This window comes from Streptomyces sp. NPDC054872, assembly GCF_053610705.1.
In genome coordinates, this window is sequence record NZ_JBSGYY010000002.1 from 137,986 (window position 1) to 161,834 (window position 23,849).

Consider the following 23,849-nt stretch of genomic DNA (forward strand, 5'->3'; position numbering starts at 1 on the left):
GCACGCGGACCGGCGTCGCACACGGGTTCACACCGATGGCCCCGGGTGCGAGGCTGTGATCATGAGCCGCACACTCATCGAACGTCTCTGTGTCGGGCGCGAGGCCCTCCCCGCCGACGCCGTCCTCACGGACCCCGACATCACGTCCTCCTACGCGAACGACATGGCGAGCTTCTGCGACGCGGGCACCCCGGCCGTCGTCGTCCTGCCACGCACCGTCGAGCAGGTCCAGCACGTCATGCGCACCGCGACCGAGCTACGGATCCCGGTGGTCCCGCAGGGCGCCCGCACGGGCCTCTCCGGCGGCGCGAACGCCAGCGAGGGCTGCATCGTGCTGTCGCTGGTCAAGATGGACCGCATCCTGGAGATCAACCCCGTCGACCGGATCGCCGTGGTCGAACCCGGCGTCGTCAACGCCGCCCTCTCCCGCGCCGTCAACGAGCACGGCCTCTACTACCCGCCGGACCCGTCCAGTTGGGAGACCTGCACCATCGGCGGGAACATCGGCACGGCCTCGGGCGGCCTGTGCTGCGTGAAGTACGGCGTGACGGCGGAGTACGTGCTGGGCCTCGACGTCGTCCTCGCCGACGGACGGTTCATGAGCACCGGCAAACGCACCGCCAAGGGCGTCGCGGGCTACGACCTCACCCGTCTCTTCGTCGGCTCCGAGGGCAGCCTCGGCATCGTCGTCCGCGCCACCCTCGCCCTCAAGCCGCAGCCGCCCCAACAGCTCGTCCTGGCAGCCGAGTTCGGTTCGGCCAAGGCGGCCTGCGACGCCGTGTGCAAGATCATGGAGGGCGGGCACGGTCCCTCCCTCCTGGAGCTGATGGACCGCACGACCATCAGGGCCGTCAACGCGCTCGCCCACATGGGCCTTCCGGAGACCACGGAGGCGCTGCTCCTCGCCGCCTTCGACACCGCGGACCCCGCGGCGGACCTCGCGGCCGTCGGCGCCCTCTGCGAGGCCGCGGGCGCCACCCAGGTGGTACCGGCCGAGGACGCGACGGAGTCCGAACTGCTGCTCCAAGCAAGGCGGTTGTCGCTCACCGCACTCGAAGCCGTCAAGGGCACGACGATGATCGACGACGTGTGCGTGCCGCGCTCGAAGCTCGCCGACATGCTCGAAGGCGTGGACCGTATCGCCGACAAGTACGGCCTCACGATCGGGGTGTGCGCCCACGCGGGCGACGGCAACACCCACCCCACCGTCTGCTTCGACGCGGCCGACGCCGACGAGGGCCGCCGCGCCCGCGAGTCCTTCGACGAGATCATGGCCCTCGGTCTGGAACTCGGCGGCACGATCACCGGCGAGCACGGCGTGGGCGTCCTGAAGAAGGAGTGGCTCGCGCGCGAGATCGGCCCGGTGGGCGTGGAGATGCAGCGCGCCATCAAGGCCGCCTTCGACCCGCTCTCCCTCCTCAACCCCGGCAAGCTGTTCTGACACCGGCCCCCGTGAGTCGGCTCATTCACCGTCCGTGGACTCGTCCGAGGGCCAGGGGTCGCGCAGCCACAGGTCGTCGGAGCGGCCCGTGGTCGGCGTGAGCAGCTCGGCGAGGCCGTCGTCGATGCCGAGCCGCTCAGCCTCAGAGCCCGGGGGGACCACCCGCAGGGTGCGCTCCAGCCAGGCGGACACGGCGGGCGCCGGTGCCTCGAGGAGGGCGTCTCCGTCGGGTGAACTCAGCGCCATCAGGACGACGCTGCGCCCCTCGACCTTGGTCGGCCAGACCCGTACGTCGCCGTGCCCACAGGGCCTGAACACCCCCTCGACCAGGAGTTCGCGGGCGAACGTCCAGTTCACGGGGTGCTCGGAGCCGATGTGAAAGGCGATGTGGACGGCGTAGGGATCATCGGTGCGGTAACTGAGGCGGGCCGGTACGGCGATCGCGCGTTCCGGGGACAGGACGAGTTTGAGCTCGAGCTCGCGTTCCACCACGGTGTGCATGTCGGTGCTGTTCCTTCCTTGTCCTGGGCCCTGGAGCGGGCCCGTGCAAGGAGAGAGCGCGGTGGGCGCGAAGCATTACGCGGGTTCCGGAAACTTTTTCCGTACGCAGTCGATACGTGGTTGAACTGTGCCCGGAAAGTGGTCTGTAGGGCAGGAGTAGCCCAGGCGGACGCGAGGGTCTGATAGATGTGGAGCCTCAAAAAGACCCCCGAGCAGATACGGGACGACGGACATGAGCGCCCCAACTCCGGCCGCAGGCGACGACAGGCCCCGCGAAGGCTACTACCCCGATCCGTCCATTCCCGGATATGTCCGGTACTGGAACGGCGCGGCCTGGGTACCCGGGACCAGTCGTCCCGCCCCGACCGACGGCGAATCGCTCCCGGCACCTCCGGGGGCGGGGACCGGGAGCGCGGCGCCCGCGCCCGCGGAGGAGACCGGGCCGCACTTCTTCGACGAGGAGCCCATGCCGGCGTCCGAGGCGACGGGCGGAGCGGTGGACGCGGACGTCTCGCAGCACGGGGCCAGGCCCGAACCCGCTTCCGCGTGGCAGGCGGACGCGGCCCGGCAGACGGGGCTCGGCGGTGAGCAGGACCGGCGGGTCTCCTGGGGCGAGCCCGAGCAGCGGGACGCTTCGGGGGCCGGGAGTCCGCGGGACCCGCGGGATCCGCGGGTGCCGAGCGCTTCGGCCCCGGCGGAGACACCGCCCGCCTCCGCCCCTTCCCCCACGCCTGCCTCCGCTCCTGCCCCTGCTTCTTCCGCTCCCTCCGCCGCCCCCGAGGCGAACGGACCCGGCACCGTGCAGATCCGCGCGATCAAGCCGGGGGCGAGCACACCGCCCAAGCAGGAGCAGCCCTCGACGGAGGGCACCGTGACGTTCCGCAGGCCCTCGGGTCCCGTGCGGCCCACCGCGGCCTCGCCCGGCACCGAAGGCACCATGGCGATCCGGGCCCTGCGCCCGAAGTCCTCCGGCGCGGCGGCGCAGACTCCGGCGCCCGCGCAGACGGCCGTACCCCCGCAGGCCGCCGTACCCCCGCAGGCAGCCGCGCCCGCCCCGGCGCCCGCACCTGCTCCGGCGCCCGCGCCCGTCCAGCCCACCGTCCCGCAGCAGGGCGGTGCGCCCGGTGGCGCGGCCTCGCCCGTGACCTCGGGGCCCGGCGGCGGCTCGCCCTCGTGGGCGCAGCAGGTGCATCAGCTCGCCGAGGGCGACGGACAGCAGCAGCCCGTCGTGCCGTGGAAGCCGGTGGCCAACGACCCGTTCCTCGCGATGGCGCAGAACCAGGCGGCGGGACGGCCCGCCGGGCTCGGCAAGCGGTTCGCCGCGCGGCTCATCGACACCCTCGTCCTGGTGGCCGTGACCGGCGCCGCGGCGCTGCCGCTCGGCGCGAAGGCCGCCGACCACGTCGACAGCAAGATCGACGCGGCCAAGATGTCCGGCGAGAAGGTCACCGTGTGGCTGCTCGACGGCACCACGGCGGGATATCTCGGGATGGTCCTGGCCGTGCTGCTCCTCTTCGGCGTGCTCTACGAGGTGCTGCCCACGGCCAAGTGGGGGCGGACGCTCGGCAAGAAGGTCCTCGGGCTCCAGGTGCGGGACATGGAGGAGCACGAGACACCGTCGTTCGGTTCGGCGCTGAAGCGCTGGCTCGTCTACGCGGTGCCGGGAGTCCTGGTCATCGGGGTCGTCGGCGTCCTGTGGGGCCTGTTCGACCGGCCGTGGCGGCAGTGCTGGCACGACAAGGCTGCGGGAACGTTTGTGGCGGGCTAGCACCGCGCGATGCGGGGGGCGGCAGTGAGCCACCGAGCCACGGTCGCCGCTTAACCCAGACAGCCGCTCGCCGGATGCGCCCCCGGCGCACTCGCGGTCGACTCGGCCCATGAGCACCGAACCGCCGCAGTACCCGCCCCCCGACGACAACGACCCCTTCAGGAAGCAGCCCCCGCAGGGCGGGGGCTCCCCAGGCGGCTCCCCCTACGGCGCGCCCCCACCCGGCAGCGGCTCCGGATCGCCCTATGGCACACCGCCGCCGCCCCCGCCGTACGGCGGCGGTGGAGATCCCTACGGGGGGAGCGGCGGCGGAGGCGCGTACGGCGGAGGCAACGACCCTCTCGCCGGGATGCCGCCCCTGGCGGAGAGCGGCAAGCGTGTGCTGGCCCGGATCCTCGACATGATCCTCGTCGGCGTGGTGGTCTGGCTGCTCTCGTGGGGCTTCGGCACGAGCGAGTTCGACGTGGACCCGGACAAGGTCGAGTACGGGAAGAGCTTCGGGCAGTCGCTGCTCGCCGCCGTGCTCTACATCGCGTACGACAGCTTCATGATCTCCAGGACGGGTCAGACCCTGGGCAAGAAGTGGCTGGGGCTCCGGGTCGCGAACCTCAACGACGGGGCGACCCCCACCCTGCAGACCGCGCTCGTCCGCGCGGCCGTCCTCTGGCTGCCGTTCGCGTTCTGCTGCGCCTGCATCTGGACGGCGATCTGCGGCGGCTGGAGCTTCTTCGACAAGCCCTACAAGCAGGGCCTGCACGACAAGGCGGCCAAGACGGTGGTGGTCAGCACCGGCTGACCACGGCAGACCGCCTCGGCGGCAAGAACATCGGCAGTTCGGGCGGGCTCGTGATCCTCACGGGCCCGCCGGCTCGCGTACGGACTCGGCGAGCACGGAGGCGGAGGCGCGCTGGGCCGGGACGCGCTCCACGGTGGTGGCGGGAGCGACGCGTGCGGCCGGTGCGGCCGCGGGTTTCGGCTGGGGGACCGTCATCGCCACCAATAAGCCGAGGCCGAGGGCGGCGACGGCTATCACCGCGATCGCGAGGCCCGAACTCGTCTGGGACAGCAGCAGCATGGCGAGCGTCGAGAAGATGACCGTCAGCGTGCCGTAGGTGACCTGAGCAGGGGTCGGACGAGGCAGCGGCATGGGACGAGGCATGGCGTAATCCGTCCTCGGGGCAGCGGATGCGGAGGTGGTCGAGCCCAATGTGAAGCTGTATACGAATCAAAGGGTGCTCGGCTGCGACGACTTGCGATGTGCCGCCTCGCGCAGGAGCGCACCGTCGATTGACTCTATTCCGCTGCATGCCCGACGGGAACGGGCGGTAAGCGTGACCTAACCCACGGTGCGGCAGCACAGGGGGCGCACGGGTTCATGACGTCCATCAAGTGGACGGTGGGACGCGCCTGTTGACCATGCCGAAGGCCGGGCGTGCACGTCCGGATAGCGGATCTCCCGGCCTGCATAGTGTACTTGGCCTGTTCAAGTCAAGGTCTGTCTTTTCTCCCGTATCTCCGGTCCAATGTCGTCACTTGTGACGCGTATCGCGCGCGGACCTCCTCCGACCGGGACCTCGGCCCGCCTCCGCGCGGACGCGGGGGAGGACAGCATCAAGTGAGAGTCAGCAGACGGACGTTCAGAGCCACCGCGGCTGCCGTGGCGATGGCCGCGGCAGCCGCCACGTTCTCGGCAGCCACCGCATCGGCCGACGAGAGCGAGCCGAGCGGGGCACCCGCCATCGACCGGCAGGACCCGAGCAGGGCCAAGGCGCAGGTCGACCACGACCTCGAAGGACCCTTCAGCAAGCAGCAGGCCCAGCAGCGCAAGGCGGCCCTCGAGCAGGTCATCGAGGGCGACGCCAAGGTGCAGAAGCGCGGCGGCTCGCAGGTCGTGAAGCTCGACGACAAGAAGTACGTCGAGCTCGGCCGGGAGAAGACCGACAAGATCTTCACGATCCTCGTCGAGTTCGGGGACAAGGTGGACGACACCACCATGTTCGACCCGGACGGCCCGGAAGGCCCCGAGGCGCCCGTCAAGAAGTACGGCGGCAAGCCCGGCCCGGCGCACAACAAGATAGCCGAGCCGGACCGTGCGAAGGACAACAGCACGGCCTGGCAGAAGGACTACAACCAGAAGCACTTCCAGGACCTCTACTTCGGTGAGGGCAAGGACTCCAAGGGCAAGACCAAGGAGTCCCTGAAGACCTACTACGAGAAGACCTCGTCCGGCCGTTACTCGGTCGACGGAGAGGTCTCCGACTGGGTCAAGGTCGACTACAACGAGGCCCGTTACGGCTCCAACTACTGCGGTGACACCAACTGCGCCAACGTCTGGGACGCGGTGAAGGACGGCGTCACCGCCTGGACCAAGGACCAGAAGGCCCAGGGCCGCACGGACGCCCAGATCAAGGCGGACCTCGCCAAGTACGACCTCTGGGACCGTTACGACTTCGACGGCGACGGCGAGTTCAACGAGCCCGACGGGTACATCGACCACTTCCAGATCGTCCACGCGGGCGAGGACGAGTCGGCCGGCGGCGGCGCCGAGGGCACCAACGCCCTGTGGGCGCACCGCTGGTACGCGTACGGCAACGACGCGGGCAACACCGGCCCCTCGAACAACAAGGCCGGCGGCACCCAGATCGGCGACTCGGGCATCTGGGTCGGCGACTACACGATGCAGCCGGAGAACGGCGGCCTCGGCGTCTTCGCCCACGAGTACGGCCACGACCTGGGCCTGCCCGACCTGTACGACACCTCGGGCAAGGGCGAGAACTCGGTCGGCTTCTGGTCGCTGATGTCGGCCGGTTCCTGGCTCGGCACCGGCAAGAACGCCATCGGTGACCTGCCCGGCGACATGACCGCCTGGGACAAGTTCCAGCTGGGCTGGCTCGACTACGCCAAGGCCAAGGCCGCGACGACGTCCGAGCACAAGCTCGGCGTCGCGGAGTACAACACCCGCCACCGCCAGGCGCTCGTCGTCGACCTCCCCAAGAAGGCCGTCACCACCACGGTCACCAAGCCCACCGAGGGCTCCAAGCAGTGGTGGAGCGACCAGGGCGACGACCTCAAGAACACCCTGACGCGCTCGGTCGACCTGACCGGCAAGTCCAAGGCCGAGCTCACGCTCGACGGCTGGTGGGACATCGAGGCCAACTACGACTACCTCTACACCGAGGTGTCGACGGACGGCGGCGCCAACTGGACGCCGGTGGACGGCACCGCGGACGGCAAGCCCATCCCGCGCGACGCCGGTGACAAGCCCGCGTTGACCGGTGCGTCGGGCGCGTACAAGAAGCTCGCGTTCTCGCTCGACGCGTACGCCGGCAAGAAGGTCGACGTCCGTTTCCGTTACTCGACGGACGGCGGCGCGGGCGGCAAGGGCTTCGCGGCCGACGCCCTCGCGATCACCGCGGACGGCGCCAAGGTCTTCGAGGACGGCGCCGAGGGCGACGACAACGGCTGGACGGCGAAGGGCTTCTCGCGCATCGGCGAGTCCTTCACCAAGAAGTACGACCAGTACTACCTCGCCGAGAACCGGCAGTACGTGTCGTACGACAAGACCCTGAAGGTCGGCCCGTACAACTTCGGCTTCTCGAAGTCGCGTCCGGACTGGGTGGAGCACTACCCGTACCAGACCGGTCTCATGGTCTGGCAGTGGGACACCTCGCAGAAGGACAACAACACCAGCGCGCACCCCGGCGAGGGTCTGATCCTGCCGGTGGACGCGCACGCCAAGCCGCTCAAGTGGGCGGACGGCACCCTGCTGCGGAACAAGATCCAGCCGTTCGACGCGCCCTTCAGCAAGTACGCGACCGACAAGTTCACGCTCCACAACGCGGACGTCGCGCTGAAGATCAAGTCCCAGAAGGGCGTCCCGGTCTTCGACGACCGCAAGGGCACCTACTGGTTCAAGGAGAACGGCACGGGAAGTGTCAAGGTCACTGACACCAACACCCAGATCAAGATCGTGAAGCAGCCGAAGGACGGCTCGTCGATCACGGTCCAGGTGGGCCCCTCCACGAAGTAATCGGCATTTATGCAGGTCAAGCCATGATCGGCCGTCGCCCTCTAGCGGGCGGCGGCCGATCGTGTTTAGGTGCGTCCTGTGGATCTCTTATTGACACAGGGCCCGGCTGTACCGATGGCGGACCCTGTGCGACGTCTCACGGGGGTGTGACCAGCCATGTCCGCAGGAGGTTTCAGCAAGCTGCCGAACGGCAGCGTGGTGGTGGCCCTGACCCTGCCGAACCCGGCTCTGGGTGGCGGCAGCGTCCGCATGGTCGTCCACGCGGTGAACCGTGCGAGGGCGCTGACCCGCCTGCGGAACCTCGGCATGCGGGCCGTCTATCTGCGGGGCAACGCGGAGCCGCCGACGCCGGACGAGATCACCGCGGTCCTTCATCACCCGGACGGGCTGATATGGCGTACGTCGCCGGACGCTGCCGCCGAGCTGTGGCATCCCATCCGCGCCCTGAAGCGGCAGGCGCTCCAGGGTCAGAGACCCGGGCGGCCGGAGGCGAGCACCTCGGGCGTGTGATCTGCCTCTGCGGGCTGTACGCGCCCTTGGAGGGGCTAGACCACCGGCTTGCCCGTCAGCTCCACTCCGGCAGCCCGCAGCTCCTCCACCGTCCGCTCGGTCGTCTCCTTGGAGACGCCGGCCGTCAGGTCGAGCAGGACCGTCGTGCCGAAGCCCTCACGGACCGCGTCGAGGGCCGTGGCGCGCACGCAGTGGTCCGTGGCGATCCCCACCACGTCCACCTCGGTGATCTTCCGGGCCCGCAGCCAGTCGGCCAGCGAGACGCCGTTCTCGTCGGCCCCCTCGAAGCCGCTGTAGGCGGCCGAGTAGGCCCCCTTGTCGAAGACCGATTCGATGGCACCGGAGGCCACGGCCGGCGCGAAGTTCGGGTGGAAGCCGGTCCCCTCCGTGCCCGCCACGCAGTGCGGCGGCCAGGAGTCGACGTAGTCCGGCTGGTCGGAGAAGTGGTCGCCCGGCTCGATGTGGTGGTCACGGGTGGCCACCACGTGCCGGTAGCCCGCGGGCGCCTGGCCGATCAGCTCGGTGATCGCGGCGGCCACATCGGCTCCCCCGGCGACCGCGAGGCTGCCGCCCTCGCAGAAGTCGTTCTGCACATCGACGACGATCAGGGCGCGGCGCATCGGGTGTCCTTCGGCTCGGCAAGGCTCGGGGGAGTAGGGGACTCGGCCGGATGAACCGAGCGTAGAGACTTCACACGCGAAGCGGGAGAGGGCGTTCGAACGCCCCTTCTCCGCTCCGGCGCACAATCAGATGTATTCCGTCGGGATGACGGCCTCGCCCTTCGACAGCTGCGTGGCCGACAGGGGCAGCCGGGCCCGCGCCGCCGCGTGCCGCTCGCGCACGGTGTCCAGCGGCTCACGTGCCACCACCTCACCGCCCTTGACCAGCTCGACCAGGAGCTGGTGCTCGGCGAGCTCCACCGGCACCGCTCCCGTGCCGATCACCTCGGCCTCGGCGGTCCCGTGCTCGTCGGGCCGCCGCGCGGCCCACTTGCGACCGCCCACCGACGACTTGGCGCCAAGGGACTTCTTGGCCACCGGCTCCAGCGGGGCCTTCGGGTCCGCCGAGTGCGCCCGGGCCACCAGCTTGTAGACCATCGAGCACGTCGGGTGTCCGGAGCCGGTGACGAGCTGCGTGCCCACGCCGTACGCGTCCACGGGCGCCGCCGCGAGCGAGGCGATGGCGTACTCGTCGAGGTCGGAGGTGACGACGATCTTCGTCTTGGTCGCCCCGAGCTCGTCCAGCTGGTCGCGCACCCGGTGGGCGACCAGGAGCAGGTCCCCGGAGTCGATGCGCACGGCGCCGAGCTCGGGTCCGGCGACCTCGACGGCCGTGCGGACGGCCTCGGTCACGTCGTACGTGTCGACGAGCAGCGTCGTGCCGGGGCCGAGCGAGTCGACCTGGGCCTGGAACGCGTCGCGCTCGTTGTCGTGCAGCAGGGTGAAGGCGTGGGCCGACGTGCCGACCGTGGGGATGTCGTAGCGGAACCCGGCCGCGAGGTCGGACGTGGTGGTGAAACCGCCGACGTACGCGGCGCGCGAGGCGGCCACCGCGGCCAGCTCGTGCGTACGCCGTGCGCCCATCTCGATCAGCGGGCGCTCCCCGGCGGCCGAGGCCATCCGGGAGGCGGCGGCCGCGATCGCCGAGTCGTGGTTGAGGATGGAGAGGATCACCGTCTCCAGGAGCACGCACTCCGCGAAGGAACCCTCCACGCGCAGGATCGGGGAGCCGGGGAAGTAGACCTCGCCCTCCGGATAGCCCCAGATGTCGCCGCCGAAGCGGTACGAGGAGAGCCACTGGAGGGTCGCCTCGTCGACGACGCGGCGCTCGCGCAGGAAGCCGATGACGTCGGCGTCGAAGCGGAAGTTCTCCACGGCGTCCAGGACCCGGCCCGTCCCGGCCACCACTCCGTAGCGGCGCCCCTCGGGCAGTCTGCGCGTGAAGACCTCGAAGACGGAGCGCCGGTCGGCGGTGCCGGCCTTCAGCGCGGCCTGCAGCATCGTGAGCTCGTAGTGATCCGTGAAGAGCGCTGTCGACGGAACATCCACCGGCAGCCCAAGGTCCGCTGTGTTCATACGAAGGATGCTACCCCGCATCTCGTCACTCTGACGATTTCCCGGGTCCATTTGTGCGAGGGCCCCCTGCGGGTGGCAGCATGGGACAAGTGAGTACGGCTCCCGCAGAGATCACCCGCCCGGAATCCGACGAAGAGACCTTCGCCGTCCCGGAGCCCGACGTTCCCTGGATCACGCTCGTCCACAACGACCCGGTCAATCTGATGAGTTACGTGACCTACGTGTTCCAGTCCTACTTCGGGTACTCGAAGGAGAAGGCCACGAAGCTGATGATGGACGTGCACCACAAGGGCCGCGCGGTCGTCTCCACCGGCTCCCGCGAGGAGATGGAGCGCGACGTACAGGCCATGCACGGATACGGTCTTTGGGCCACCCTCCAGCAGGACCGGAAGTAGCGACACATCTGATGCCAGGACAATTCGAAGCCATCCCCGGGGGCGGCGCGGCCGTCGCGCTCGACGAGGTCGAGATCTCGATCATCCGCTCCCTCGCCGTGCAGCTCCTGGAGCTGATCGGCCCGGGTCCGGCCGAGGACGCCTCCGACGACCCCCTCGCGGAGCTGTTCGCGGAGGGCCCGAGCGAGCCGCCCACCGACCCCGTTCTCCAGAGGCTGCTGCCCGACGCGTACGGCGGCCCCGGCAGCGAGAAGGCCGACGAGGACGAACTGCGCGCGTACTCATCGGAGTTCAGGCGCTTCACCGAGAATGACCTGCGGGCCAAGAAGCGCGACGACGCCCTGGTGGTGATCCGTTCCCTGGACGCCATGGCGTCCAGGGGCGAGGGTGGCGCCGTCCTGAAGCTGTCCGCCGACGAGTCGCGGCACTGGCTCGGCGCGCTCAACGACCTGCGCCTGGCGATCGGCGCCCGCCTCGAGGTGACCGACGAGGAGGACACGGACCTGCTCTACCAGCTGCCGGACTCCGACGCCCGCAAACCGATGGTGATGGCCTACCTCTGGCTCGGTGGCCTCCAGGAGACGCTCGTCTCCACGCTGATCGGCTAGAAGTCCCGCGGGGGACGCGCGGCGAGTCGCGCGCGTCACACGTGAGCCGATCGGTGCACCCGCAAAGTCGATGTATGGGGCAGCGTTACCCCCCGTTCGCTCATCGGACGCTCAAATCCGGATAACGATCGCGTCACTTCAATGCCCACGTTTGACGCGTCAGGGGAATTTTGTCCGGTTCTTCTCGTGGCATGGGCCACACGCGCCCCGGCCGATCACTGTTGCGGCCGTGATAAATCTTCACGACCACTCGGTGACGCCACCCATGTCACCGGTGGCGCTCGGGCCGGCAGACCGCCGGTAGCACTCCATCCATATCCGGGGGGATCAGGACCTGATCCGTGGCCATACGCAGACTGCGGGCACGGATCAGCGTGGAGAAAGGCGTCACCATGACCTCAGTGCAGGTCGAAGAGCACCACGACGGCAATGAGGCCGACGGAACGGGCGGTTCGTCCGGTACGTCAGGCGAGGGATATCAGCGCGGGCTCGGTGCCCGGCAGATCCAGATGATCGCGATCGGCGGTGCCATCGGCACCGGCCTGTTCCTCGGCGCGGGCAAGGCCATTCACAAGGCCGGTCCGAGCCTCATCCTGGCGTACGCCATCGCCGGCCTTGTCATCTTCTTCATCATGCGCGCCTTGGGCGAGCTGCTCATGTACCGCGCGGTGTCGGGCTCCTTCTCGGAGTACGCGCGTGAATTCATCGGCCCGTTCTTCGGGTACGTGACCGGCTGGACGTACTGGCTCTTCTGGGTCGTCACCGGCATCACGGAAGTCACGGCCGCGGCCCAGTACATGCAGTACTGGACACACGACGCCATTCCACAATGGGCGTACGCGCTGATCTTCACGGTCATCCTGTACGGCGCCAACCTGATCTCGGTGAAGCTCTTCGGTGAGCTCGAGTTCTGGTTCTCGATGGTCAAGGTCACCGCGATCATCGGCATGATCCTCATCTGCGCCGGCATCCTCACCATCGGCTTCTCCGACGCCGGTGACACCGCGTCCGTCTCCCACCTGTGGGACCAGGGCGGCTTCTTCCCGAACGGCATCGGCTCCACGCTGATGACGCTGCAGATCGTGATGTTCGCTTTCCTCGCCGTCGAGCTCGTCGGCGTCACCGCGGGCGAGTCCAAGGATCCGAAGACCGTCCTGCCCAAGGCCATCAACACCGTGCCGTGGCGCATCGCCGTCTTCTACGTCGGCGCACTCATCATGATCCTTTCGGTCGTGCCGTGGACCACGTTCCAGCCGGGCGTCTCGCCGTTCGTGGCGGCCTTCCAGGAGATGGGCCTCGGCATCGGCGCCGCGATCGTCAACTTCGTCGTCCTGACGGCCGCGCTCTCCTCCTGCAACTCGGGCATGTACTCCACCGGCCGCATGCTGCGCGACCTCGCGCTCAACGGCCAGGGCCCGAAGTTCTTCACCAAGCTGACGAAGAACGGTCTGCCGCTGGTCGGCACCACCTTCTCCGCGACCCTGATGCTGGTCGGCGTGTGGATCAACTACCAGTGGCCGGGCGAGGCGTTCAACTACGTCGTCTCCTTCGCGACGATCTCCGGCATGTGGGCCTGGATCATGATCCTGGTCTGCCAGATCAAGTACCGCCGCAAGGCCGACCGCGGCGAGCTGCCGCAGTCCACCTTCCGGGCGCCGGGTGCCCCGTACACGAGCTGGTTCGCGCTCGCCTTCATCGCGATGGTCATCGTGATGATGGGCATCGACGAGGACGCGCGGATCTCGCTCTACGCGGCTCCGGTCTGGGCCCTGATCCTGGGCATCGGCTACCTGGCCATGCAGAAGCGCGAGAAGCAGGCGACGGGCGGCGGCGAGGCCGGCCCGAAGGACGTGCTCAAGTCCTGACCCCGGCCGATCAACCTGCCTGATCCCAGCATGTGGGCCGGTCCGTACCACTCTTCGGTACGGGCCGGCCCTTCTGCTTATCCTGGCTGCCATGCTGACCCTGACCCAGGCCCTCCACGACCAGATCGTCGCGCACGCGCGCCAGGACCACCCCGACGAGGCCTGCGGTGTGGTCGCGGGCCCGGAGGGAACCGGCCGCCCCGAGCGCTTCATCCCCATGCTGAACGCGGCGCGCTCACCCACGTTCTACGAATTCGACTCGGGCGACCTCCTCAAGCTCTACCGCGAGATGGACGACCGCGACGAGGAGCCGGTGATCGTCTACCACTCGCACACGGCGACCGAGGCCTACCCCTCGCGCACCGACATCACGTACGCCAACGAGCCGGGCGCCCACTACGTCCTGGTCTCCACGGCCGACACCGACGACGCGGGCGAGTTCCAGTTCCGCTCCTACCGGATCGTGGACGGCGAGGTCACCGAAGAAGAGGTGAAGGTCGTCCAGGCATACTGAGCTTCACCTATGAGGCGGCAGGACCCAGGAAGCCGGTGCGAATCCGGCACGGTCCCGCCACTGTGACCCCACCCTTCGCGGGTGGGGCAGTCAGGAACTGACCTGCCGCCTTCTTCTCCCACGACGCAGGGGACGCGGAAATCCCCTGGAGGAGGCAGCTCAGCCATGTCCCGCCCCATACGCGCGCTTGTCGCCGCGGCCCTGCTGGTCCCGCTCGCCGCGTGCTCGTCCTCCGGCGGCACCGACCCGAAGCCGGAGTCCAAGGCACCCGGCTTCCCGTACACGGTGACGAACTGCGGTGTGAAGACGACGTACGAAGCACCCCCGAAGCGCGCCGTCACGATGAACCAGCACGTGACGGAAGTGATGCTGGAGCTGGGCCTGAAGGACCGCATCGCGGGCACGGCGTACCTGGACGACACGGTCCTGCCGAAGTACGCCAAGGCCTACGCGGACACCCCGGTCCTCGCCAAGGAGTACCCCTCCTACGAGAAGCTCCTGGCCGCGAACCCCGACTTCGTCTACGGCGGCTACGCGAGCGCCTTCCTTGCGGGCGAGGGCCGCAGCCGCGGGGCCCTCGCCAAATCCGGCGTCGAGAGCCGGCTCAACGTCGAGGGCTGCGCGAAGCGGGCCGTGTCGATGGACGACGTCTACCAGGAGGTCCGCGAGGTCGGCAGCACCTTCGGGGTCCGGGCGCGGGCCGACAGGTGGGTGGCCGCGGCGAAGCGCGAACTGGCCGCCACGGCGAAGGAGTCGAAGTCCGGGAAGCCCGTCCCCGTCTTCGTCTACGACAGCGGCGACAAGACCGCCTTCACGGCCGGCGGCCGGGGCATCGGCAACGACATCATCGAGCGTGCGGGCGGCCGCAACGTCTTCGCCGACCTGGACAAGCCCTTCGGCGACGCGTCCTGGGAATCGGTGGTCGACCGCAAGCCCGAGACGATCGTGATCCTCGACTACGGCGGCACGACGGTCGCCCAGAAGAAGAAGCGCCTCCTGGACGACCCGGTCCTCGCGGACGTCCCCGCCGTCAAGCACGAGCGCTTCGCGGTACTGCCGCTGTCGGATGTGGTGGTGGGGGTGCGGGCCCCGGGGGCGGTGGGCAAGCTGGCGGACCAGCTGTGAACATCCAGCCGGTCCGGCGTTCGAGGACGAACTCGGCGAAGCCGGTGATGACGGCGACCAGGGCCCCCGCGCCGAGCGGGTTTTCGGGAAGGGGCGGGGTTGGGGACGGCCCCGCCAGGGTCACACCACCCCGCAGACGACTGGCCTACGCGACAGTCGTCGCGGCGCTCTGCGCAGCCCTCGCCGCGGCGATCGTCGCAGGCCTCGCGCTGGGCTCCGTCCGGATCCCGACGGCGGACGTCCTGGAGATCCTGACGGGCGGCGCGGACCCCTCCCCGTTCCGCACCATCGTCCTGGACGTAAGACTCCCCAGGGTCCTGCTCGGCGCAGCCGTGGGCGCGGGTCTCGCCGTCATCGGCACCGTCCTCCAGGCCCTGGTGCGCAACCCGCTGGCCGACCCGTTCCTCCTCGGCGTCTCCTCCGGCGCCTCCGCGGGAGCCGTCGCCGTCATCGTCCTGGGCAGCGTCTTCGGCCTGGGGGCGGGTCTGGCCACCACCGTCACCATCCCGGCCGCGGCCTTCGCGGGAGCGCTGCTCTCCCTGCTCGTCGTCTACACCCTGGCCAGGTCCGGCGGGGGAGGATTCGCCACCGGCCGCCTGATCCTCGCCGGAGTGGCCGTCTCATACATCCTCTCCGCCCTGACCAGCCTGATCCTGATCACCGCCGACAGCGCCGACCACCTCAAGGAAGTCCTGTACTGGACCCTCGGCGGCCTCGGCAGCGCCCGCTGGGACATGCTCGCCCTGCCCGGCATCGCACTCATCGCGGGCACGGCGCTGCTCGTCGCCCTCGCCAGGCCCCTGGACCTCCTCCTGGTCGGCGAGGAAGGCGCCACCGTCCTCGGCCTCGACACGGCCCGCTTCCGCGCCGGCGTCTTCGTCCTCGCCTCGCTCCTGACGGGCGTACTCGTCGCGTACAGCGGGGCCATCGGCTTCGTCGGCCTGATGGTGCCGCACGCGGCCCGGATGCTGGTCGGCGCCGCGCACCGGGCGCTGCTGCCGGTGGTGGCCCTGATGGGTGCGGTGTTCCTGGTGGCCGCCGACCTCGCCGCGCGCACGGTCGCGGCGCCGCAGGACATCCCGGTCGGCGTCCTCACCGCGCTGACGGGCGGTCCGTTCTTCCTGTGGATGCTGCGCAAGAACCGTACGGAGGTGACCGCATGAGCGAACCGGCAGTCCTGCGCACCGAGTCCCTCACCTACCGCGTGGGTGAGAAAACCCTCGTCGACGACGTCACCCTGCACGCCGGCCGAGGCGAGACCGTCGGCCTCGTCGGTCCCAACGGCAGCGGCAAGACCACCCTCCTGCGCTGCGTCTACGGCACCCTCGCGCCCACCGGCGGCCGCGTCCTCCTGGACGGCGCCGACCTGGCCGACCGCTCGGCCAAGGACCGCGCCCGCCGCATCGCCACCGTCCCGCAGGACGGGCACACCGGCTTCGAGCTCACCGTCCGGCAGATCGTCGCCATGGGCCGCTCCCCGCACAAACGCTTCTGGGAGGCGGACACGGCCGAGGACGAGAAGCTGGTCCTTGCGGCCCTGGAGCGGGTCGGCGCGGACGGCCTCGCCCATCGCGTCTTCGCCGGGCTCTCGGGCGGCGAGCGCCAGCGTGCGCTCGTGGCGAGGGCGTTGGTGCAGCAGCCGGGCGTCCTCGTCCTCGACGAGCCGACCAACCACCTGGACATCCGCTACCAGCTGGAGATCCTCGGCCTGGTCCGCGATCTCGGCACGACGAATCTGCTCGCCCTGCACGACCTCAATCTGGCGGCCTTCTACTGCGACCGCCTGTACGTCCTCGCCGCCGGTCGTCTCGTCGCGTCGGGAGCGCCGAAGGAGGTCCTGACCAGCGAGCTCCTCGCCGAGGTGTACGGAGTGACGGCGGAGGTGGCGGTGCATCCGGCCACCGGCGCCCCGACGGTCACCTACCTGCCCTCAGCTGCGCCGCAGCTCCCGTCATCCACGTGATGGACGCAGAACATCCACCATGTGAGATCACATTCCAGAACCCGGACCGGGAATCGATACGATGACCGCATGGTTCCCCACGACGTGAGCGACAAGATGCCGGGCATGCTGCTCGTTGCGCGTCTGCACGTCGATTTGTGCAGGCTCTCCAGCGCGATCTGTTCGCGCTGACAGCCGCCGCCGTACGGCCGTGAGCCGCGGCGCCACCCCCGCGTAACGCCTACGCACCCGCACTTGCGCACCCGCACGACCGGGCCGCCGCGCGCCCACCCACGTGACTTCTCCCGACAGGAGCCCAAGCCATGGCCATCGAGGTCCGCATCCCGACCATCCTCCGCACCTACACCGACGGCGCCAAGGCCGTCGAGGGCAGCGGCGACAACCTCGCCGAGCTCTTCAGCGACCTCGACTCGCGGCACGCGGGCATCGCCGAGCGCATCGTGGACGGCGACAAGCTCCGCCGCTTCGTGAACGTGTACCTGAACGACGAGGACGTCCGCTTCCTGGACGGCATCTCCACCAAGCTCACGGACGGCGACAACGTGACGATCCTCCCGGCCGTGGCCGGCGGCATGGTCTGATCGCGGATGCCTCGCTACGACTCCCCGCTGGCGGCCGTGGGCAACACGCCCCTCGTCCGCCTGCCGCGCCTCTCCCCCTCCGATGACGTCCGCATCTGGGCGAAGCTGGAGGACCGCAACCCCACCGGTTCCATCAAGGACCGCCCGGCGCTGCACATGGTCGAACAGGCGGAGAAGGACGGGCGGTTGACGCCCGGCTGCACGATCCTGGAGCCGACGTCCGGCAACACGGGCATCTCGCTCGCGATGGCGGCCAAGCTCAAGGGCTACCGCATCGTGTGCGTCATGCCGGAGAACACCTCGCAGGAACGGCGCGACCTCCTCGCCATGTGGGGCGCGGAGATCATCTCGTCCCCGGCGGCCGGAGGCTCCAACACGGCGGTACGCGTCGCCAAGGAACTCTCGGCCGAGCACCCGGACTGGGTCATGCTCTACCAGTACGGCAACCCGGACAACGCGGGCGCGCACTACGCGACGACCGGCCCCGAGATCCTCGCGGACCTGCCCTCCATCACGCACTTCGTGGCGGGCCTCGGCACGACGGGCACGCTCATGGGCGTGGGCCGCTTCCTGCGCGAGCAGAAGCCGGACATCAAGATCGTCGCCGCCGAGCCCCGCTACGACGACCTCGTGTACGGCCTGCGCAACCTCGACGAGGGCTTCGTGCCCGAGCTCTACGACGCGTCGGTCCTGACCAGCCGCTTCTCGGTCGGCTCGGCGGACGCGGTGACACGCACCCGTGAGCTCCTCCAGCAGGAGGGCATCTTCGCGGGCGTCTCCACCGGTGCCGCACTGCACGCGGCGATCGGCGTCGGCAAGAAGGCGGTGGCAGCGGGGGAGTCCGCCGACATCGCGTTCGTCGTCGCCGACGGTGGCTGGAAATACCTCTCGACCGGCGTCTACACCGCGGCGACGACCGAGGAGGCCATCGAAACGGTGCAGGGACAACTGTGGGCTTGAGAACAGCCGCGAACACAACGCCGGCCGGACTGGAAACCTCCAGCCCGACCGGCGTTTTCGCTGCTCAACCCGCCAAATACCGCACCTGATCCCACAACGCCGGATCCACGGCCCCCGCCCGCCTGCGGAACTCCCGCACCGGCACGTCCCGCAGCTCGTCCGTCTCCAGGAAGCTGGGCCTGCCCCGCGCGTCCCCCACCGACCCGGGCGGCAGCGGAATCACCCCGGCCCGCTCGTCGTGGTACTTGCTGGTGATCTTCGCGACGACCGCGCTCCCGCCCCGCACCGAAAGCACCAGGCAGGGCCGGTCCTTCGCCCCCGGGCCGTCCTCGTACGGCACCCGCGCCCACCAGATCTCCGCCGGTCTCGGCGCGGCCGGCCGGCGCCGCGGGCCGCGCGGACGGCCCGGCGGCCGGGTGGTCCGCCCGCGGGGTCCGCGGTCGCTGCGGCCCCGGCCGTCCACCACCGCCGCTACCACCGCCAGCACCACCACGGCGGCCAGGGCGAGCCACCACGACGTATTCATACCGCAGACGGTACCGGGGCGCTCTGCGCCCCGCGCGCCCCCCGAACCGGTGACAGCACAGGTGAGTTCTCCCACAACGGCCCACGACGGAGGAGCGACCGGCCCTTTTGCGCCTTACGCTCGACGGACCGCAGAACTCCTCGCAGAGCCTGTCGCAGGCCCTTCGAGAGCCCCCGCAAGGCCCCCGCACAACCCCCGTTTCGCCCCCGGAGGTCTCCGCTCCATGAAGCTCACCGTCGTCGGCTGCTCGGGGTCGTTTCCGTCCGCGGACTCGGCCTGTTCGAGCTACCTCGTAGAGGCCGACGGCTTCCGGCTGCTGCTCGACATGGGTAATGGCGCCCTGGGCGAGCTGCAGCGCCACGTCGGTCTGTACGACCTGGACGCGATCTTCCTCAGCCACCTGCACGCCGACCACTGCATCGACATGTGCGCCTACTTCGTGGCGCGCTACTACCGGCACGAAGGCGGCCGCTGCGCCCCCATCCCGGTCTACGGACCCGAGGGCACGGAACAGCGCCTGACCACCGCGTACGCCGACACCCCATCGGCCTCCTCGATGAGCGAGGTCTTCGACTTCCACACCGTCAAGCCGGCCTCGTTCGACATCGGCCCGTTCTCGGTCCGCACGGAGAAGGTGCACCACCCCGTCGAGGCGTACGGCATCCGCGTCGAGCACGGCGGCAGGTCCCTCACGTACTCGGGAGACACCGGTGCGTGCGGCGCGCTCGACGAACTGGCCGCCGACACCGACCTGTTCCTCTGCGAAGCCGCCTTCACGCACGGCAAGGAGAACATCCCGGACCTGCACCTCAACGGCCGCGAGGCGGGCGAGTCCGCCCGGCGCGCGGGCGCCGGGCGCCTGGTCCTCACCCATATCCCGCCGTGGACGGACCCGCAGGTGAACCTGGCGGACGCGCGCTCGGTGTACGACGGGCCCGCCGAACTCGCCGCGCCCGGCAGGACGTACGAAATCTAGAGGGGTCCGGCGAGATCTAGCGGGACCTAGGGCGACTCGGCCGGGCGCCTGGTCCCGCGGCCGCCGAGGGCCATCCTGTTCCAGGTGTGGCGGCGGCCGCGGATCGCGACCGAGTACGCGTACATGACCTCCGGATCGCACATGCCCGGCAGGTAGGAGTCACCGAAGTGGTGGGCGTCGACGCCCACTTCCTTCGCGTTCAGGGCGAGCTGCGGCACCACGTTCGCGTGGGAGCCCTCCTGGCTGGTGCCGATCGCCCCCATCACCACCGCCCCCGCGTCCTGCACCGCGGCCACCGCCTCGGCGGCCAGCTCCTTGGTGACGCCGGGCAGCGTCCCGGGCAGCGGCATGACGACACCGTCCGCGCCCGCGTCCACCAGTGAGGTGAGCCGGGCGGCCGTGACCCGCTCCGGGTGCCCCGCGTGATGCATCTTGCCGCTCCACAGCGCGACGTCGTCACCAAGGCCCTGCCGCAGCTCCTCCGTGACCCGCGCAAGCCCCTCGTACGAACCGCCCGTCCCCGGATTCGCCGTCAGACACAGCATCGCCGCACCCATGTCGATCAGCCGCCTGGCGTACTCGGGCTTGGCGCGACGGATCTCGGGGACGTCACCGGGCTCCAGATTGATGCCGACGGGCCGGCCGATGAAGGCGGCGAGCTCGGAGATCGACGCGAACGTGCCGAGGCCCGGCAGGTCGAGCCGCTCACCGTCCCAGGCCCGCTCGATCAGGTTCAGTACGACGATGTCGGCGCCGAAGGCCGCGACGAGCTCCGCGTTGTGCACACCGGGCATGCCCGGCATGGGGACGAGGGCGGCCCGGTCGGCGAAGACCTCGCCGACCATGGTGCGGCCCTCGGCGGCGGCGACCGACTCGGTCAGGGCGCGGCCACGGAGCGCGGAGAGCCGGTCGCGGTCGAGGTCGAGGATGCGGGGGGTCCTGGGGGCCCGGGGAGCCTGGGGGGTGGTCATGCTCCGACCGTAAGCCGCAGGACATGACGAAGCCCCGCACCGTTGGTCGCAACGGTGCGGGGCTTACGTCCCGAAAGGCGGCGGGAGGCTACTTCGCCTCGGCCTTGAGGATCTCGGCGAGCTCCTCGTCGGACTCGCGGCCCGGCGTCGGGAGGTTCCACTTGGTGATCGCGAAGCGGAAGACCACGTAGTAGACCGCCGCGAAGCACAGGCCCACCAGGGCCAGGCCCCATGGATTGCTTGCGATGCCGAGGTTGAGGAAGAAGTCGACCGCGCCGGCGGAGAAGCCGAAGCCGTCCTTCATGCCGAGCGACCAGGTCAGCGCCATGGAGACACCGGTCAGCACCGCGTGGATCGCGTACAGGACCGGGGCGATGAACATGAACGTGAACTCGATCGGCTCGGTCACACCGGTCACGAAGGCGGTGAGCGCGAGCGAGAACATCATGCCGCCGACGACCTTGCGGCGCTCGGGGCGGGCGCAGTGGACGATCGCGAGGCAGGCGGCCGGGAGCGCGAACATCATGATCGGGAAGAAGCCGGTCATGAACTGTCCGGCGGTCGGGTCACCGGCGAGGAAGCGGTTGATGTCGCCGCTCTTGCCCTCGTACGAACCGGCCTGGAACCACGGGAAGGAGTTCAGGAGGTGGTGCATGCCGACCGGGATCAGCGCGCGGTTGGCGACACCGAAGATGCCCGCGCCCACGGCGCCGGAACCGACGAGCCACTCACCGAAGTTGTGCAGGCCCGTGCCGAGGATCGGCCAGATGTAGCCGAAGACGATGCCGAGGACCAGGCCCGCGAAGGCCGAGAGGATCGGGACCAGGCGGCGGCCGCCGAAGAAGCCGGCCCAGTCGGGCAGCTTGGTCCGGTAGAACTTCTGGTAGAGCAGGGCGACGACGATGCCCATCACGACACCGCCGAGGACCTTGGCGTCCACCGGGGCCTCGGTCATGACTATCTTGCCGTCGACGACCTTGGCGATCTTGTCGAGGTTCGGGTCGGTGAACGTGGCGAGCACGTTCTTGAAGACCAGGTAGCCGGTGACGGCGGCCAGGGCCGTCGAGCCGTCCGACTTCTTGGCGAAGCCGATCGCGATGCCGACGGCGAACAGCAGCGCCATGTTGTCGAGAATGGCGTTGCCGCCCGCGGCCATGAAGCCGGCGATCTTCGTGATGAAGGTCGGGAACGACGGGCGTCCGAGCATGTCGGGGTTGCCGAGTCGGACGAGCAGGGCGCCTGCGGGCAGCACGGCGACCGGCAGCATGAGGCTGCGGCCGATGCGCTGCATGACAGCCATCGCGCCGGAGCCCTTCTTCTTGTCGGCCGCGGGGGCGGCACTGGCCGTGGACACAACTTCCTCCAGTGGGCAAGGCGCCGCCTGGGGACAGGGAAGTGGGTGACGGCGGCGTCTCCGGGGGTCGCGGCGGACGGCCGCGTGGTCTACACCATTAAGTGGTGTAGACCTGTTGTAGCACGGTGAAGGTGACGTAAGGAACCCACGAGTTTTGTGGGGTCCGCCATAACGTGAAATCAACGTCGAAAGACCCCAGGACCAAAGGGTCCTGGGGCCTTCCGGACGGACGCGCGAACGGGCCGGGGCGACGGCCCTGCCAGCGGCTAAGCCTTCGTCTGCTCCGCGTCCTGTGCTTCCGCTTCCTCCTCGGGCTCCCGGCCCGGCGTATGCAGGTCGAACTTGCGGATCACGAAGCTGAACAGGGCGTAGTACACCACCGCGAACACCAGCCCGATGGGGATGATCAGCCAGGGTTTGGTCGCCAGACTCCAGTTGATGACGTAGTCGATCAGGCCCGCCGAGAAGCTGAAGCCGTCCTTGACCCCCAGCGCCCATGTCACCGCCATCGAGACACCGGTGAGCACCGCGTGGATCGCGTACAGCGCGGGCGCGATGAACAGGAACGAGTACTCGATCGGCTCGGTGATGCCGGTGACGAACGACGTCAGACCGACCGAGAGCATCAGGCCGCCGACCACCTTGCGGCGCTCGGGCCGGGCCGCGTGGGTGATCGCCAAGGCCGCCGCGGGCAGCGCGAACATCATGATCGGGAAGAAGCCGGACGTGAACTGACCCGCCGTCGGGTCGCCCGCCAGGAACCGGTTGATGTCACCGTGGACCATCGTGCCGTCGGGCTTCTCGTAGTCGCCGAACTGGAACCAGACGAACGTGTTCAGGAACTGGTGCAGACCGACGGTGAGGAGCGCCCGGTTGGCCACGCCGAAGATGCCCGAGCCCAGCCACCCGAGATCCACGAGCCACTTGGAGAAGCTGGTCAGCCCGTCACCGATCGGCGGCCAGACCCACACGCACAGCCCGGCGAAGACCAGGCCGACGAAGGCCATGATGATCGGCACGAGACGGCGGCCGTTGAAGAAGCCCAGCCAGTCGACCAGCTTCACGCGGTGATAGCGCTGCCAGAACCACGCGGCGAGCAGACCCATCACGATGCCGCCGAAGACCCCTGGATTCTGGTACGCGGCCTGCGCGGGCGTCCCGTCCTCCGCGATGCAGACCCCGCTCCACATGCCCGCGGCACCGAACGTGGTGTCCGCCGGGCAGTCGTCCGGGAAGGCGCGGAGCACCGCGTAGTACACGAGGAAGCCCGCCACCGCGGCGAGCGCCGTGGAACCGTCCGACTTCTTGGCCATGCCGATCGCAACACCGATGCAGAAGAGCAGGGGCAGACCGAGCGTGGAGTCCAGGAGGGAACCGCCCGCCGCCGCGAAGACCTTGGCGACGTTGTCCCAGCCGAGACCGTCCGCACCGAACACGTCCGGCTGTCCGAGACGGTTGAGGATGCCGGCGGCGGGGAGGACGGCGATGGGGAGCTGGAGGCTGCGGCCCATCTTCTGGAGACCCTGGAACAGGCCGTTCCACCACTTCTTCTGCGGCACCGCGGCTGCGTCCGTACTCATCGGCGTCCCCTCCAGAACAAGCCAGGTTTGGCGGGCGTTGAAAACTGGTGTAGACCAGTTGCGGAACGAGTGCGGTGCCGTCCCGGCAGGAATGGCATGAGGATCG

General features: G+C 69.6%; 24 protein-coding genes and 1 riboswitch. Of the genes, 16 read left to right on the forward strand and 8 right to left on the reverse strand.

The genetic code is table 11. The annotated features are described in order from the left end of the window. Nucleotides 1–61 precede the first annotated feature (61 nt). On the forward strand, nucleotides 62–1,441 hold the full coding sequence (locus tag ACWGIH_RS02735) for an FAD-binding oxidoreductase (protein ID WP_453448779.1): 1,380 nt from the start codon (nucleotides 62–64) through the stop codon (nucleotides 1,439–1,441). 21 nt (nucleotides 1,442–1,462) lie between these two features. Here ACWGIH_RS02735 and ACWGIH_RS02740 read toward each other — a convergent pair whose 3' ends face one another. Beyond that, nucleotides 1,463–1,942: an SsgA family sporulation/cell division regulator gene (locus ACWGIH_RS02740; protein WP_453448778.1), complete on the reverse strand. Its 480-nt coding sequence runs from the start codon at nucleotides 1,940–1,942 to the stop codon at nucleotides 1,463–1,465. A gap of 232 nt (nucleotides 1,943–2,174) precedes the next feature. Between ACWGIH_RS02740 and ACWGIH_RS02745 the strand changes: the two genes are divergently transcribed. Together ACWGIH_RS02745 and ACWGIH_RS02750 are read left to right on the forward strand one after the other, a co-directional pair. Beyond that, on the forward strand, nucleotides 2,175–3,710 hold the full coding sequence (locus tag ACWGIH_RS02745) for an RDD family protein (RefSeq protein WP_453448777.1): 1,536 nt from the start codon (nucleotides 2,175–2,177) through the stop codon (nucleotides 3,708–3,710). Nucleotides 3,711–3,819: 109 nt separating this feature from the next. Then, nucleotides 3,820–4,506, forward strand: coding sequence for an RDD family protein (locus ACWGIH_RS02750; RefSeq protein ID WP_453448776.1), 687 nt, complete (start codon nucleotides 3,820–3,822; stop codon nucleotides 4,504–4,506). Nucleotides 4,507–4,563: 57 nt separating this feature from the next. On the opposite strand, the gene ACWGIH_RS02755 is transcribed toward ACWGIH_RS02750, so the two are convergent. Further along, on the reverse strand, nucleotides 4,564–4,857 hold the full coding sequence (locus tag ACWGIH_RS02755) for a hypothetical protein (RefSeq protein ID WP_453448775.1): 294 nt from the start codon (nucleotides 4,855–4,857) through the stop codon (nucleotides 4,564–4,566). Between the two features lie 516 nt (nucleotides 4,858–5,373). Here ACWGIH_RS02755 and ACWGIH_RS02760 point away from each other — a divergent pair. After that, on the forward strand, nucleotides 5,374–7,740 hold the full coding sequence (locus ACWGIH_RS02760) for an immune inhibitor A domain-containing protein (RefSeq protein WP_453448804.1): 2,367 nt from the start codon (nucleotides 5,374–5,376) through the stop codon (nucleotides 7,738–7,740). Nucleotides 7,741–7,896: 156 nt separating this feature from the next. Beyond that, the gene (locus ACWGIH_RS02765; RefSeq protein WP_453448774.1) at nucleotides 7,897–8,250 is read left to right on the forward strand and encodes a hypothetical protein; all 354 of its coding nucleotides are present in this window, start codon (nucleotides 7,897–7,899) and stop codon (nucleotides 8,248–8,250) included. 35 nt (nucleotides 8,251–8,285) lie between these two features. Here the strand turns inward: ACWGIH_RS02765 and ACWGIH_RS02770 are convergent, their stop codons facing one another. After that, on the reverse strand, nucleotides 8,286–8,870 hold the full coding sequence (locus tag ACWGIH_RS02770; protein WP_453448773.1) for an isochorismatase family protein: 585 nt from the start codon (nucleotides 8,868–8,870) through the stop codon (nucleotides 8,286–8,288). Between the two features lie 126 nt (nucleotides 8,871–8,996). Then, nucleotides 8,997–10,325: a nicotinate phosphoribosyltransferase gene (locus tag ACWGIH_RS02775; RefSeq protein WP_453448772.1), complete on the reverse strand. Its 1,329-nt coding sequence runs from the start codon at nucleotides 10,323–10,325 to the stop codon at nucleotides 8,997–8,999. An 80-nt stretch (nucleotides 10,326–10,405) separates the two neighbouring features. Here ACWGIH_RS02775 and clpS point away from each other — a divergent pair, with 80 nt between their 5' ends. The 10 genes from clpS (at nucleotide 10,406) to ACWGIH_RS02825 (ending at nucleotide 18,336) form a co-directional block, all read left to right on the forward strand. Then, nucleotides 10,406–10,720 carry an ATP-dependent Clp protease adapter ClpS gene (gene clpS / locus ACWGIH_RS02780; RefSeq protein WP_160505277.1) on the forward strand — a complete coding sequence of 105 codons (315 nt, stop codon included), beginning with the start codon at nucleotides 10,406–10,408 and terminating at the stop codon, nucleotides 10,718–10,720. 11 nt (nucleotides 10,721–10,731) lie between these two features. Then, the gene (locus ACWGIH_RS02785) at nucleotides 10,732–11,328 is read left to right on the forward strand and encodes a DUF2017 domain-containing protein (protein ID WP_453448771.1); all 597 of its coding nucleotides are present in this window, start codon (nucleotides 10,732–10,734) and stop codon (nucleotides 11,326–11,328) included. A 392-nt stretch (nucleotides 11,329–11,720) separates the two neighbouring features. Continuing rightward, nucleotides 11,721–13,193 (forward strand): amino acid permease, encoded by a 1,473-nt coding sequence (locus ACWGIH_RS02790; protein WP_453448770.1) that lies wholly within the window; start codon nucleotides 11,721–11,723, stop codon nucleotides 13,191–13,193. Between the two features lie 91 nt (nucleotides 13,194–13,284). Beyond that, the gene (locus ACWGIH_RS02795) at nucleotides 13,285–13,707 is read left to right on the forward strand and encodes a M67 family metallopeptidase (protein ID WP_361836495.1); all 423 of its coding nucleotides are present in this window, start codon (nucleotides 13,285–13,287) and stop codon (nucleotides 13,705–13,707) included. Nucleotides 13,708–13,709: 2 nt separating this feature from the next. Further along, nucleotides 13,710–13,827: riboswitch (cobalamin riboswitch) on the forward strand. Between the two features lie 45 nt (nucleotides 13,828–13,872). Next, entirely contained in the window at nucleotides 13,873–14,832 is a 960-nt protein-coding gene (locus ACWGIH_RS02800; protein ID WP_453448769.1) for an ABC transporter substrate-binding protein, read from the forward strand. 47 nt (nucleotides 14,833–14,879) lie between these two features. Further along, nucleotides 14,880–15,995 (forward strand): FecCD family ABC transporter permease, encoded by a 1,116-nt coding sequence (locus tag ACWGIH_RS02805; RefSeq protein WP_453448768.1) that lies wholly within the window; start codon nucleotides 14,880–14,882, stop codon nucleotides 15,993–15,995. Continuing rightward, nucleotides 15,992–16,795: an ABC transporter ATP-binding protein gene (locus tag ACWGIH_RS02810; RefSeq protein ID WP_453448767.1), complete on the forward strand. Its 804-nt coding sequence runs from the start codon at nucleotides 15,992–15,994 to the stop codon at nucleotides 16,793–16,795. The genes ACWGIH_RS02805 and ACWGIH_RS02810 overlap by 4 nt, the downstream gene beginning before the upstream one ends. A 69-nt stretch (nucleotides 16,796–16,864) precedes the next feature. Continuing rightward, a complete protein-coding gene (locus tag ACWGIH_RS02815) occupies nucleotides 16,865–16,966 on the forward strand; it encodes a putative leader peptide (RefSeq protein ID WP_336605789.1) in 102 nt (33 codons plus the stop codon). A gap of 131 nt (nucleotides 16,967–17,097) precedes the next feature. Continuing rightward, complete coding sequence (locus tag ACWGIH_RS02820; RefSeq protein WP_363211437.1) at nucleotides 17,098–17,376, forward strand: MoaD/ThiS family protein; 279 nt, start codon at nucleotides 17,098–17,100, stop codon at nucleotides 17,374–17,376. Between the two features lie 6 nt (nucleotides 17,377–17,382). Then, nucleotides 17,383–18,336, forward strand: coding sequence for a PLP-dependent cysteine synthase family protein (locus tag ACWGIH_RS02825; protein WP_453448766.1), 954 nt, complete (start codon nucleotides 17,383–17,385; stop codon nucleotides 18,334–18,336). A 64-nt stretch (nucleotides 18,337–18,400) separates the two neighbouring features. Here the strand turns inward: ACWGIH_RS02825 and ACWGIH_RS02830 are convergent, their stop codons facing one another. Continuing rightward, nucleotides 18,401–18,862: a type II toxin-antitoxin system PemK/MazF family toxin gene (locus ACWGIH_RS02830; protein WP_453448765.1), complete on the reverse strand. Its 462-nt coding sequence runs from the start codon at nucleotides 18,860–18,862 to the stop codon at nucleotides 18,401–18,403. A 223-nt stretch (nucleotides 18,863–19,085) separates the two neighbouring features. On the opposite strand from ACWGIH_RS02830, the gene ACWGIH_RS02835 reads away from it, so the two are divergent. After that, nucleotides 19,086–19,838 carry an MBL fold metallo-hydrolase gene (locus ACWGIH_RS02835; protein WP_453448764.1) on the forward strand — a complete coding sequence of 251 codons (753 nt, stop codon included), beginning with the start codon at nucleotides 19,086–19,088 and terminating at the stop codon, nucleotides 19,836–19,838. 26 nt (nucleotides 19,839–19,864) lie between these two features. On the opposite strand, the gene ACWGIH_RS02840 is transcribed toward ACWGIH_RS02835, so the two are convergent. The 3 genes from ACWGIH_RS02840 to ACWGIH_RS02850 form a co-directional block, all read right to left on the reverse strand. Continuing rightward, nucleotides 19,865–20,809, reverse strand: coding sequence for a DUF7916 family protein (locus ACWGIH_RS02840; RefSeq protein ID WP_453448763.1), 945 nt, complete (start codon nucleotides 20,807–20,809; stop codon nucleotides 19,865–19,867). An 88-nt stretch (nucleotides 20,810–20,897) separates the two neighbouring features. Then, on the reverse strand, nucleotides 20,898–22,163 hold the full coding sequence (locus tag ACWGIH_RS02845; RefSeq protein ID WP_453448762.1) for a PTS transporter subunit EIIC: 1,266 nt from the start codon (nucleotides 22,161–22,163) through the stop codon (nucleotides 20,898–20,900). Nucleotides 22,164–22,429: 266 nt separating this feature from the next. Beyond that, nucleotides 22,430–23,743, reverse strand: coding sequence for a PTS transporter subunit EIIC (locus ACWGIH_RS02850; protein ID WP_453448760.1), 1,314 nt, complete (start codon nucleotides 23,741–23,743; stop codon nucleotides 22,430–22,432). Between the last annotated feature and the right edge of the window lie 106 nt (nucleotides 23,744–23,849).